Source organism: Abyssisolibacter fermentans (assembly GCF_001559865.1).
Lineage (GTDB): Bacteria > Bacillota > Clostridia > Tissierellales > MCWD3 > Abyssisolibacter > Abyssisolibacter fermentans.
In genome coordinates, this window is record NZ_LOHE01000036.1 from 46375 (window position 1) to 59361 (window position 12987).

At 28.1% G+C, this 12987-nt stretch carries 15 protein-coding genes; 1 reads left to right on the forward strand and 14 read right to left on the reverse strand.

Annotated features, from left to right (window positions below; translation table 11 throughout):
- Positions 1-5 precede the first annotated feature (5 nt).
- The 11 genes from AYC61_RS03570 to surE all read right to left on the reverse strand — a co-directional run bounded on the left by AYC61_RS03570 (position 6) and on the right by surE (position 9862).
- On the reverse strand, positions 6-578 hold the full coding sequence (locus AYC61_RS03570; protein WP_066497000.1) for a helix-turn-helix domain-containing protein: 573 nt from the start codon (positions 576-578) through the stop codon (positions 6-8).
- A gap of 280 nt (positions 579-858) precedes the next feature.
- Complete coding sequence (locus tag AYC61_RS03575) at positions 859-1629, reverse strand: CheR family methyltransferase (RefSeq protein ID WP_066497002.1); 771 nt, start codon at positions 1627-1629, stop codon at positions 859-861.
- A 155-nt stretch (positions 1630-1784) separates the two neighbouring features.
- Positions 1785-3776 carry a bifunctional 4-hydroxy-3-methylbut-2-enyl diphosphate reductase/30S ribosomal protein S1 gene (locus tag AYC61_RS03580; protein WP_066497005.1) on the reverse strand — a complete coding sequence of 664 codons (1992 nt, stop codon included), beginning with the start codon at positions 3774-3776 and terminating at the stop codon, positions 1785-1787.
- Between the two features lie 25 nt (positions 3777-3801).
- Positions 3802-4380 carry a lysophospholipid acyltransferase family protein gene (locus AYC61_RS03585; RefSeq protein WP_066497011.1) on the reverse strand — a complete coding sequence of 193 codons (579 nt, stop codon included), beginning with the start codon at positions 4378-4380 and terminating at the stop codon, positions 3802-3804.
- Complete coding sequence (cmk, locus tag AYC61_RS03590; protein WP_066497013.1) at positions 4380-5039, reverse strand: (d)CMP kinase; 660 nt, start codon at positions 5037-5039, stop codon at positions 4380-4382. The genes AYC61_RS03585 and cmk overlap by 1 nt, the downstream gene beginning before the upstream one ends.
- Before the next feature lie 325 nt (positions 5040-5364).
- Positions 5365-6237, reverse strand: coding sequence for a MurR/RpiR family transcriptional regulator (locus tag AYC61_RS03595; RefSeq protein ID WP_066497015.1), 873 nt, complete (start codon positions 6235-6237; stop codon positions 5365-5367).
- Positions 6238-6276: 39 nt separating this feature from the next.
- On the reverse strand, positions 6277-6813 hold the full coding sequence (locus tag AYC61_RS03600) for a 2-oxoacid:acceptor oxidoreductase family protein (protein ID WP_066497019.1): 537 nt from the start codon (positions 6811-6813) through the stop codon (positions 6277-6279).
- Position 6814: 1 nt separating this feature from the next.
- Positions 6815-7636 carry a 2-oxoacid:ferredoxin oxidoreductase subunit beta gene (locus AYC61_RS03605; protein ID WP_066497021.1) on the reverse strand — a complete coding sequence of 274 codons (822 nt, stop codon included), beginning with the start codon at positions 7634-7636 and terminating at the stop codon, positions 6815-6817.
- Positions 7636-8769, reverse strand: a complete 1134-nt coding sequence (locus tag AYC61_RS03610; protein WP_066497026.1) for a 2-oxoacid:acceptor oxidoreductase subunit alpha — start codon at positions 8767-8769, stop codon at positions 7636-7638. Before AYC61_RS03610 ends, AYC61_RS03605 begins: the two co-directional genes overlap by 1 nt.
- Positions 8769-8975: a 4Fe-4S dicluster domain-containing protein gene (locus tag AYC61_RS03615; protein ID WP_066497031.1), complete on the reverse strand. Its 207-nt coding sequence runs from the start codon at positions 8973-8975 to the stop codon at positions 8769-8771. Before AYC61_RS03615 ends, AYC61_RS03610 begins: the two co-directional genes overlap by 1 nt.
- Before the next feature lie 113 nt (positions 8976-9088).
- The gene (surE, locus tag AYC61_RS03620) at positions 9089-9862 is read right to left on the reverse strand and encodes a 5'/3'-nucleotidase SurE (RefSeq protein WP_066497034.1); all 774 of its coding nucleotides are present in this window, start codon (positions 9860-9862) and stop codon (positions 9089-9091) included.
- A 150-nt stretch (positions 9863-10012) separates the two neighbouring features.
- Here surE and AYC61_RS03625 point away from each other — a divergent pair, with 150 nt between their 5' ends.
- The gene (locus AYC61_RS03625) at positions 10013-10663 is read left to right on the forward strand and encodes a hypothetical protein (protein WP_066497037.1); all 651 of its coding nucleotides are present in this window, start codon (positions 10013-10015) and stop codon (positions 10661-10663) included.
- A gap of 44 nt (positions 10664-10707) precedes the next feature.
- On the opposite strand, the gene mnmM is transcribed toward AYC61_RS03625, so the two are convergent.
- From mnmM to AYC61_RS03640, 3 genes are read right to left on the reverse strand one after another with little or no spacing between them, the layout of a single operon-like run.
- On the reverse strand, positions 10708-11280 hold the full coding sequence (gene mnmM, locus AYC61_RS03630; RefSeq protein WP_066497040.1) for a tRNA 5-(aminomethyl)-2-thiouridylate-methyltransferase MnmM: 573 nt from the start codon (positions 11278-11280) through the stop codon (positions 10708-10710).
- Between the two features lie 3 nt (positions 11281-11283).
- Positions 11284-11685, reverse strand: a complete 402-nt coding sequence (locus tag AYC61_RS03635) for a GNAT family N-acetyltransferase (RefSeq protein WP_082759762.1) — start codon at positions 11683-11685, stop codon at positions 11284-11286.
- Positions 11686-11696: 11 nt separating this feature from the next.
- The gene (locus tag AYC61_RS03640) at positions 11697-12401 is read right to left on the reverse strand and encodes a pseudouridine synthase (protein WP_156456328.1); all 705 of its coding nucleotides are present in this window, start codon (positions 12399-12401) and stop codon (positions 11697-11699) included.
- Positions 12402-12987 lie beyond the last annotated feature (586 nt).

Sequence of the window (12987 nt, forward strand, 5' to 3'; positions counted from 1 at the left end):
AGAAATTAGGAAAATATTTTTTTGAAAAGTCCTTTTCTCGAATTTTGCTCTCTTTTTAATTTTTCCCTTAATTCAGCAACTTCATATGATTTTTCTTTTATTTTCATTTTTAGTTTTGCATTCTCACATATTAAGATATCTCTTTCTTTGCTTCTTATTTCACATGTTAATTCTTCTATTTTATTATTTAAATCATTTATAGCTTTTATATTTTTTTCATCATTTAGTATTAAAATTTCTTTAATTTCATTTTTTATGTAACTAGATAATTCTGTGATTTGATTTTTTGTAGGAGCAGAACTAGAGGTTGTCATAGCAGATTCACTTTGTGACTGTTGAATTAACACTTCAGGAGAGTTTATAATTAATTTAATTTGTTTATTAGTATAACCGTTTTCTTGTAAATCTTTTATTCTTTTATAAGTCTCAATCTCTTTATAAGTGTAATGTCTATGATTTGCTTTATTTCTAGGTACTTCGATTTCAAATTCTTTTTCATAGTACCTTAAAACATGTTTATCATACCCTGTAATTTTAGATACTTCAGCTATTGTATATGTTTTGCTCTTGTCAAACATTTAATCACCTCAAATATATCTATTTAATAAAATATTCTTTATATATGTTTAATTATCCTTTTATTATTTTAATCTTTTGATAATTAGTATAAATCAAAACTAATTAAAATTTGTATTCAAACTATGGTTGTTCATTAAAATTAAATACTATGAGGTGAGTACTAAAAAAACTATAATTTCATATAAATTGCTTACTCTTTCATTCCCTGAGTAAGCAATTTACATGAAATTTATATTTAAGTTTTCTTGTTTTATTATGTACCATTTAGAAGATACTCTGTTAAGCTTTAGAATAAAAGAATGTCCTTATTGGTTTTAAGTTATAATCAAGTGGTTTTATTATTTGTTCAGTACTACCAACAAAGAAAACTCCATCATCAGTTAATGAATTTTTGAACTTATGATATATTTTATCTTTTGCTTCTTGAGTGAAATATATCATTACATTTCTACAAATAATTAAATGACAATTTGAAGGATAATTATCTTCTAGTAGGTTAAGCTTAGAGAATTGTACTCTATTCTTAATATCATCTTTAATTTTGAAAGAGTTACCGATTTTATCAAAATATTTTACTTTAAATTCTTTAGGCAAACTTTTAATGCTTTTTTCGTTGTATATACCTAGTTTTGCTTTAGCTATAGCTCCTTCGTCTATATCTGTTGCATAAACCTTAATATTATTTAATCTATAGAATTTAGTCATAAGCATAACTAGGGAATAAGGTTCTTCACCTGTAGAACATGCACTACTCCAAATTTTCAAGCTTTTATTATTTTTAATTAAATCTGGTATAATGTTTTCTTCTAATATATCCCATTGTTTTTCATTTCTATAAAACTCAGATACATTAATAGTTAAATAATTTATAAATTGATTAAATAATTCCTTATCTTTTTTTAGTGCAATAAAATAATCATCAAAATCTTTAAAACCATTTCGTGTTACCAATGAATTAATTCTTCTTTTCATTTGTTTTTCTTTATACGAAGTTAAATCCAGCTTTATAAGTTTGAATACGTTTTTCGTAAACTCATGATATTTATCCATTGTAAAAACCCCTTTACTTAATCCAAAATATTCAGGATAATAATAGTACTTATATTGTACCAAAAAAAAACTATGGCTAAAAGCCACAATTTTAAATGTAAAGGATTTTGATGTATTTTTGAGGTTATCATATATTATAAGCAAAAGAAAATTATTTATTCATCTTCTTTTTCTATATTTAATATATCTCCTATACTAACCTCACACTCTTCTCTATAAGAATTATCTATTTCAACTTTTTCTTTTACTGGTTTAACTTCTTGAGGTGTTTCATCAACTTTTTTTATACTTAAGCTTATTTTTTTATCTTCGGCTTTAATATCTAAGATTCTAACTTTAACACTCTGACCAATAGTTAATTCATCAGATGGTTTAGCTATGTGCTTACTACTAATTTCAGAAATGTGAACAAGTCCATCTAATCCTGCTTCTAATTCTACAAATGCTCCAAAATCAAGTAGTTTAACAACTTTACCTTCAACAACATCACCAATATTATATTTTTCTGTTGCTGTATCCCAAGGATGTTTTGTTAACTGTTTAAGTCCTAAAGAGATTCTTTGTTTGTCTTTATCAAAATTAAGTACGATAACTTCTACATGGTCACCTATACTAACTACTTCTGAAGGATGTTTTACTCTTCCCCAAGACATCTCAGAAATATGAATAAGCCCATCTATACCGCCGATATCAACAAATGCACCAAAATCTGTTAGTCTTTTAACTTCTCCTTGTAAAACAGCATCTTTTTCTATTTTAGACCATACTTTTTCTAATCTTTCTGCTTCTTCTTTTTGTTGTACTACTTTTCTAGATAGAACAAGTTTTTTCCTATTTTTAAAATCAATAATTTTCACATCAAAAACTACACCAATTAATGATGATAAATCTGACATAAATTTGCTAGATGCATGAGAAGCAGGTACAAAACCTTTAATATTATTAACAACTACGGATAGACCGCCCTTTATTACTTCAACAACTTTAGCTTCAACTATTTCTTCATTTTCATAAGCAGTAGCTAAGTTTTCCCATCCTTGAATTTCGTCTACTCTTTTCTTAGATAGTAAAACGTTACCTTCTCCATCATCGAATTTCATTATTAAAACATTAATTTTATCTCCAATATTTAGCGTATCATTTATGTTTACAGATGGATCATTAGAATATTCTTCTCTAGGAAGTATTCCATCCGCTTTATATCCAATATTTATCATAGCTTCATTTTTGTTAATTGATATAACTGTTCCTTCTACAACATCTCCTCTAGTTAAATCAACAAAAGATTTCTCGTATTCTTCCATTATGTTCTTCATTTCTTCAGAATTACTCATTTTTGCAATAACCTCCTTAATAATCCAGTCAGGCGTTGATGCACCTGCTGTTATTCCAATAGTACTTAAATTTTGAAATTCATTGATGTCTAAGTCTTCTATAGTCTCAATATGGTACGTTTTACAATGCTGTTTACTAATAGATACTAATTTTTCGGTATTGGAACTATGATATCCACCGATTACAATCATAGCATCAACTTTTTGTGAAAGCTCAAAACAAGCTTTTTGCCTTAAACTAGTTGCATTGCAAATAGTATTGAATACTTTTACTTCGTCCCCCTTTTTACATAATATTTTAACTAAAGAATCAAACTTTTCAACATTCATTGTAGTTTGAGCTACAATACATATTTTATCACAATTTGGGATTTCATCAATACCATCTTTTGAATTAATAATATATGCTTTATTATTGCACCAACCATTAATTCCTATAACTTCTGGATGATCAGGGTTTCCTATGATTATTATTTCATAACCCTCATTGTGATATTTAGCAACTTTTTTTTGAATTTTCCTTACAAAAGGACATGTACAATCAATAATATCTATATTCTTAGTTTTAGCTTTTTCATAGATTTTTAAAGGTACTCCATGAGATCTTATTATTAATCTAGTATTATCAATATTATCTATGCTATCAATTATAGTTATTCCATGATTTTTTAAGAATTCAATTGCTTGATTATTGTGTATTAAAGGCCCAAGGGAAAATATATTCTTTGAATTTTCCACAGTTTTTAATGCTGTATTTATTGATCTTTCTACACCATAACAAAAACCATAAACATCAGCCATGATAATTTCCAAATGAAAACCTCCCTTATTAAAGATTTTATTTTAGAGAATATAGTTTGTCCATAATATCTATACTTAGAGTTTTATAATCTTCATTCGTATTTTTTTTGCCATAATATTCATCTAAAAATATTGGATCTCCTATGTTTATTTTTACTTTACTAAATAACTTATAATTTGTGTCTATATATACAGGTAGTACCGGGGCTTTGGCTTTAATAGCTATCATAGATATACCGGCTTTAGTATTGCTTGAATCTTTTGTTTTAACCCTAGTACCTTCTGGAAATATTCCTAATACTTCTTCATTTTTTAAAAGCTTTAATGATTTTTTAATAGCTGATACATCAGCTTTTGCTCTATCAACTGGGAAAGCACCTATAGAAAGAAATAATTTTCGTAATAATATATTATTAAATAATTCCTTTTTAGCCATAAAATTAATTTTCCTAGGGCATATAATACCTACTATCACAGGATCCAATAAGCTTACATGATTACCACAAATCACAATTTTGCCTTCTTTTGGTATCTTTTCAACGTTTTTTGCTTCGATTTTATATATAATTTTGATCAAAACCCCTGCTGTATTTTTACAAAAGTTATATAAGCTCATTAATTTCCACCTTCCCTAATGTAGTTAAGAATTATTTCAACAGTATCATCTATAGTTTTATTTGTGGTATCTATCTCTATAGCATCATGAGCTTTAATTAGCGGTGATACCTGCCTAGTTGCATCTATTATATCTCTTTTTTCAATACTTTTGATTGTTTGAGATAAAGAAATATCATTTGCTGTTTTTATTAGTTGTTTATGTCTTCTCTTTCCTCTTTCCGCTAAAGATGCTGTTATGAAAAATTTATATTTAGCATCTGGAATGACATTTGTACCTATGTCTCTACCATCCATTATAGTGTTACCTTTTTGAGCAATAATCTTTTGTAAATTAACAAGATGTTCTCTAACATAATCTAGCTTAGCTATGTTTGAAACATTTTTATTTACAATATCAGTTCTAATTTCACTATCTACTATTTTATCATTTAAATATATGTGGTTATTTAAAAATTCAATTTTAACATTTTTTAATTCTCTTTGTATTTCAATTTTATTATTAAAATCAATATTTTTTGAAACGATTAAATATGTAAAAGCTCTATACATTGCTCCAGTATCTATATAGTTAATTTTTAATTTCTTAGCTATTATTTTAGCAATAGTACTTTTTCCTGCTCCAGCAGGACCATCTACTGCTATAGTAATATTATTCATAATATCCTCCTCATAAGTGAGTATAAAAAGTCATTAATAAAGTTCATTTTAGCTTAGAATATATAATTAAGTATATATTCAACATCTTTAGTGTTTAAGCATAGTTGATTACTCAGATAAATATCAATCTGAGCAATATAAAAAATACTCGTATATACTCTCCTGTTAATTATATATTAAATTACCTTATACCTCAAGTATAGTGTTATCATAATTATAAAATATATTTAAAAAAATTCAAATTGAAAAATTACAAGTTTAACATTATAGATAATTTTTTTACATAAATGATAAGACATAAAAAATGTGCCTAAAAAGACACATTTTATAGTGAAAACTTTTCTTTTCCATCGTATATATTATACTTATCCCAAATTTGCTCTAGTTTAGTAAAGTAATGGCTTACTTCTTGTTTGTTTTTATTAGCTATTGCAATAATTAATGAGTTTATCAAGCTCATTGGTGCAACAAGCGAATCAACTAAAGAAACAAGATTACTTGCAGCTATCAATGGATAATCAGCTAAATTAGCTATTGGAGATACATAACTATCAGTAATTCCAACTACTTTACAACCCTGTTCTCTAACGTACTTTAATGCTTCTAAGGTTTTTCTTGAATATCTAGGGTAACCAATGCCAATTACTATATCATTTTTATCTACTTTAAGTAATTGTTCAAATACATCACTAGTACCAAATACAACAACTTTAACGTTTTTTAATATAAATCCAAGATAAAACCCAAAATATGCAGCTAGGGTTGAAGAACTTCTCAATCCTAAAACATAAACTTTTTCAGCTGAACATATTTTATCAACTACCTCATTAAAAGTTATTTCGTCTAACCCATCAATAGTAGATTTAATATTTTCAATATCAGCTTTAAGTATTTCTTTGTATAATTTTTTTGTGTTAGATAGATCATCTGTCATGTTCAGTCTTTGAACAGTTGTTAGTTTGTTTTTAATAAGTTCTTGCAAAGCTTCTTGGAGTTTTGGGTAACCTGAAAACTCTAATGCTATTGCAAATCTTACTACAGTGGACTCACTCACACCTACTGTTCTACCAAGCTTTGAAGCTGTCATAAAAGCAGCTTTGTCATAATTTTCTGTAATATATTCGGCTATTAGCCTTTGTCCTTTACTAAAAATACTATATTTAGCTTGGATTAATTTTAATATATTAGTATTATTCATTATACATCAACCCTTATCATTATAATATACATATATATATTATAATGCTTTTGCTAATTGTAATCCAGCGTTAAATGCGTTTTCGTTTAAATTTTCTGTTCCTCTTGGTACTCTATTTAAAATTGCTTTCTTTAAAGAGTTCTCATTTACTAGATTAGAAATACCGTTTAAAGCCCCTAAAGCAACGATGTTTGATACCATTATTCTTCCTATATTAGTAGCAGCAGTTTTTATAATAGGAAGTCTGTAAATAGTTATATCATTTCTATTAGGTTCTTCAATAGAATCATCAATTATAAGAATTCCACCTTCATTTAATTGAGAAAGATATTTATCACACGCAACTTGTGTTAAAGAAAGCATTAAATCACAATTTCTTACTTTTGGATAATTTATTACATTATCACTAATTATAACTTCAGCTTTGCTTGCTCCTCCTCTAGCTTCAGGACCGTATGATTGAGATTGTATAGTATTTTTTCCATCTAAAATTGCAGCTTCGGCAAGTATAATACCTGCTAAAATAAGTCCTTGACCACCTGAACCGCTTAATCTAATTTCCTTTTGATTTACCATACTATCGCTCCCCTTGTAATCTATTAATTATATTTTGATACTGGTCAGTATATTCAGGTTTGCTAATATTGTTGAATTCACCAATTACAATTTTGTCAGCTAATTCTTCACTACTCATATTTTTTGCTTTATTAACATTTATTCCTGCATCTCTTAGATACTCCATCATTTTTACAGAGTCACCTTTTTTATTTTTACGTCCATAATATGTTGGACATACACTTATTGCTTCAATTAATGAAAATCCTTTATTTTTAATACCGTTTTCTACTTGTTTAATAAGCATATTAGCATGATAAGCTGTTGAACGTGCTGTATATGTAGCTCCAGCAGCTTCTGCTAATCTACATAAATCAAAGTTGTTATCAATGTTTCCGTATGGAGCTGTAGTACCTTTGTCGCCTGTTGGTGTTGTTGGAGAGTATTGTCCTCCAGTCATTCCGTATATTGAGTTATTAAATATTACAGTAGTAATACCAATATTTCTTCTAGCTGCATGAATTAAATGATTACCACCTATTGCAGAACTATCGCCATCACCAGATATTACTATAACTTCAAGCTTTGGATTAGCTAGTTTAATTCCAGTAGCAAAAGCTAATGCACGACCATGTGTTGTATGAAGAGTATTAAAATCCATATATCCAGGGGCTCTTGATGAACAACCAATGCCTGATACGATACAAACATCATCTTTATTTAAACCTAGATTATCAATTGCTTTGACTATAGAATGCATTAAAATACCATGACCACAACCTGGACACCAAATGTGTGGCAGTTTATTCATTCTGAAATATTTATTTATTAATTCACTAGACATTATAGAACCTCCTTAATCTTTGATAAAATTTCATTAGGAGTAATAAGTTCGCCATTTATTTTTCCATAATGAATGACATTTGCTGATTTACATACTCTTTCTACCTCTAACGAATATTGACCTAAATTCATTTCAGCAACAATGATGTTATTCACTTTATTATCTAATTCTTTAACTTGGTTAGCTAAAAATGGCCAAATAGTCATAGGTCTGAATAAACCAACCTTTATTCCTTCTTCTCTGGCTGCATCTACAGCACTTTTTGCTGATCTAGCAGTAGATCCATATGCAACAATTGCTATCTCTGCATCTTCCATTTTATAATTTTCATATATAGATAATTCATCCATATTATCGTTTACTTTGTCCATTAATCTATTTAAAAGATTTTTAGCAATTACTCCATCATTGCTTGGAAATCCAGTTACATCATGAGATAAACCTGTTACATGGAAACGGTATCCTTCACCATACGCTGCCATTGGTGGAACAAGTGTATCATCAACTACTTTATATGGGTTATATGTATCTAAATCTTTTTGAGGTTTCTTTCTATCAATAACTTCTATTTCGCTTTGATCAGGTATTTCAGTTCTTTCTCTCATATGAGCTACTACCTCATCTAATAAAAGTATAACAGGTGTTCTGAATTTTTCTGCAAAATTAAAAGCTTTTACAGTTAAATCAAATGTTTCTTTAACAGAACTAGGAGTTAATGCTATCATAGGATGGTCACCATGAGTTCCCCATTTAGCTTGCATAACGTCTCCCTGAGAAGGCGAAGTAGGTAATCCGGTACTTGGACCTCCACGTTGTACATTAACTATTACACATGGAACTTCTGCCATACATGCATAACCTAAATTTTCCTGTTTAAGTGAAAAGCCGGGACCACTTGTTGCTGTCATGGATTTAAGTCCTGCTAAGGATGCACCTATAGTAGCTGCCATTCCTCCAATTTCATCTTCCATTTGAATAAATTTACCACCTACTTGTGGTAGCTTTAATGAAGATAATTCTGCTACTTCTGTTGAAGGAGTGATTGGATAACCAGCGTAAAATCTCATGCCTGCTGCTAAAGCACCTTCAACACATGCTTCATTTCCTTGCATTAATTTGACATTCTTACTCATTATTTATCCTCCTTTAGATAAATAGCATAATCAGGACAACGTAGCTCACATAAGCCGCATTTAATGCATTCATCAATATTTTTAATGTTTATTTTACCTTTTTCATTAAGTTCTAAAACATCTTTCGGACAAAAATTTATACAAATGCCACACCCTTTACACCATTCTGGTTTAATAATTAATTGTTTATTATTTTGTGCGGACAAAATAAGCCCCCCTTTTTTTATCTTATCTACCTTAGATAATAACAGATGGATTTATATTTTGCAAGTTTTATTTCATTTATTTTAGAATTAAACCAAAAGATGCAAGAATGATTTCATCTTATGCATATTTCACTCAATTTTTTGTCTTTTAAGGTATTAATTAATTCGTAATTTGTTAGATTATACTGTAAAGGTGTAACAGATATGAAATCAGTCTCTACAGCGCTCACATCACTTTCAATGCTATTTTTTATATCTATTATACTTCCTGAAAGCCAATAATAGCTTTGACCCATAGGGTCTTTTCTCATTATGTATTCGTTGTTATATTTTCTTATTCCTAACTCAGTAATTTTGATACCTTGAATATCTTCTTTACTTAAAGAAGGTATATTAATATTAAGTATGGGGGGAGTATTTAGTTTATTATTAATAACATATTCAACCAATTTGCAGGAGTAAAAAAGTGCTCCTTCATATATAATTTCTTCGCTTTTTTTATAAATTGAAATAGCTAATGAAGGTATATCATATAAAGCTCCTTCAACAGCTGCTGATACAGTCCCAGAGTATATGACATCAGTGCCTAAATTTGCATCATTATTTATACCAGATACTATTAAGTCAGGTTTTTGTGGTAATATATTTTCTATAGCTATTTTTACACAGTCACTTGGTGTTCCAGTGATACTCCATGCTTTTATATTTTTTGATATATTTTCTTTTTTTATTCTGAGAGGTTGATGTAATGTTATAGAATGTCCACAAGCACTTCGTTCTGTATCAGGTGCTATAATAAATATATTGCCAAGTTCTTTTAAAGCTGTAGAAAGTTGTCTTATACCATCAGCATGAATTCCATCATCATTTGTTATTAAAATATTCATTTTTTTCTCCTTTGAAATGTAGTATTATCTAGGACATAATGACAATAATATTAATAGGATATAATCCACATTATTCATGGAATTAAATAATATTTATCATTATACGAATTATATGGGTTATTAATATTGTTGGCTTATTGAGGTGATTTTATGATACAAATTGATGATGCAGGTAGTGGAAGTTTAATTGGAGGAACATGTATAGGCATTATGCGAGTTGAAACTGGTGAATTTTTACATGATTTCATACCAATATCGTATTATACAAAAGATATGTTTGATAAAAAAGAATACTTAAATTATGTGATTAAAATAATAGATAAAATGTTTAATACAATTAATGTAGTTAAAGATGAAGAGATAAACGTATGTAGAGGATATATGTTTGATAATTTGAGAAAATGGTTTAAAGAAAAAGATTATAAATATAACAGCGTAAAAATTGGTGAGCCGCTTCAATCTAGGATTGAAGAAGCTTTTGAAAAATATACTATATCGCTTGGATTACCAGAATCGTTTATTAGATATACTAAATATCCTTTTCATTTTCACAGGTTACTCAAATGGGTCTATGCAGATTTTGATAATAGAAGTCAAATCTGTAAAACAGGTTGGAAAAGCTGGAATAAATATAACCACCTTGATAAGGATATAAGTATTGTACAGCTAAAAAAATCTAATTTTACATGTTATAAATGTGGAAAAAGAATTAAAAATAATTCTTCGGTGAAAAAAATAGTTTATAAAAGCAGTAAAAATACAGTATTGTATCTTCATGATGATTGCAGCAAGTATAATTAATGTTAAACAGAGAACCAAAATTAATTTGGTTCTCTGTTTAATGACTAATTATTTTTCCTTTTTTCAATGATACAAAGTATAGGAGGATTGTTAACTTGATTAATAAAATTTAACTGAGCTACATTGTATTTTTTCTGTGATAAGCTTTTAAGAAAATCCTCTATTGCAATTTTCTCTTCTAATCCCCCATCGTGACTATAATACATAGTTATTAATACAATACCATTTTTATTTAATTTGTTTAAGCATTGCTCTAGTGCTAAGATTGTAGAATCCGGTTTTGTGATAACTTTATGATCACCAGTTGGTAAATAACCCAAATTGAAAACAGCGAAATCTATATTTTCTTTTATGTACTCATCTATTTTAGAATGACTATCATTGATTAATATAGTTCTATCTAATAAACTATTATCTTCTAAAAGTTTTTTTGTATTTTCTATAGCTTCTAGTTGGATATCAAATGCATAAACTTTACCGTCATTTTGAATTAATGATGCTAATAGCTTTGTATCGTTTCCATTTCCCATAGTTGTATCCACTACTGTTTGTCCAGCTTTCACATAAGTTTGCATTATGTTTTTTGCAATTGTAATAGCATTATTAAATTGTTCCATATCTTATTTTTCCTCCCCACAACAAGATGAAGAAAAGAATTTATCTATATCACAAGTATTTTCTTCTATATCATTGAAAAAACCCTCTTTTACAAGAAATTGATTTTTATCATAGTAATACGCTTTTTCGATTCCTTTACTTAAAACATGGTTTAATGAAGCACGTAATAAACCATCTCCTATTCTTTTTCTTCTATATGGTTGTTTTACGAATATATTGTTTAATACTGCTTTATCATCTTGTATTGTTAATATACACGTGCCTAATAATGTTTCATTTTCTTTGATAAGGTATACCACATCATTACTCTTTGAATTAACTTTTACGTTTAGTTCTTCTTCTAATAATTTGTCAATTAAATTAAATTCAACTTCACTTTCTGCTAATCTGGAAATAATCATCATTCACACCTCTTTTAGATTTCTTTTAGATATTTTAGTTCCTTTTCGTTTAAAAAGCGCCATTCACCTACCTGTAACTTACCAAGGTTTATATCACCTATGCTAACCCTTTTTAATTTTATAACTGGGTGATTAATAGCTTCACACATTTTACGAACTTGTCTATTTCTCCCCTCTTTTATAAGTATTTCTAGTTCTGAATTCTTTTCAGCTACATCAAGAATTTTTATTTTAGCTCTAGCTGTAGTATAATTCTCTATTTTTAAACCTGTTTTAAATTTTTTCATTTCTAATTCTGTTGGTATACCCTTAACTTTAGCAATATATTTTTTCCATATATTATGCTTTGGATGAGTAAGCTTGTATGTAAGCTCACCGTCATTTGTAAGTAATATTAAACCAGATGTGTGATAATCAAGTCTGCCAACAGGATAGATTCTTGTATCAATTAGTTTTACTAGATCTAACACAGTAGGTCTATTAAATTGATCTGAAGCACTCGTAATATACTTCACAGGCTTATTAAGCATAATGTATATATTTTGCTCATATGCAATTTTTTTATCATTAACCATTACACTATCTTTTTCGGGATTTATCTTAAAGCCCAACGTTGTTATAATTTCACCATTTACCTTTATTTTTCCCTCCAGAATTAGTTTTTCACTTTTCCTTCTGGAAGCTACACCGCAAAGAGCTAAGTATTTTTGTAATCTCATTATAATTATTCCACCTTCACAAATAGTATTTTAAGCTATATATTTTATTTCATATATACTCATTAATTGAGCAACGTATTACAATTGCTGTTATGCATTAAATTGTTTTTTTCATATATTCTCATAAACAGCTTCCACACATGAAATAGTTCAAGAATTAAATATTCCTGAACTATATTAATTAACATCTATACATATTATATCTAATTTATATATTTTTTAAAGGCTTTAATGAAAATTAAACTGTTTTTATATCATAAATATTTCATTGGTTCATTTTTAACCCTGATTATTCATATAACGCCCCATAAATGCTGTAAGTTTCTGAATTTGAAGTTTTCAGTGAATACGAAGGCATACCGAGTTGGTATGTCGAGGATTTAATGGACATCTTCTAATCAGAAAGAATACCAAATTAATAAATCTCCTATTCTACTTTTTAATAGGATTAAGCGATTCACATAAAATCATAGATTTTAGTTCACTGCTCATAATTTTCTATAAATAATCTGAGTTATTATTTACCGGATATAGCAAGATCTTTTATCATAATTGATGGTGCTCCAAAACAACCACTTCCAGATGG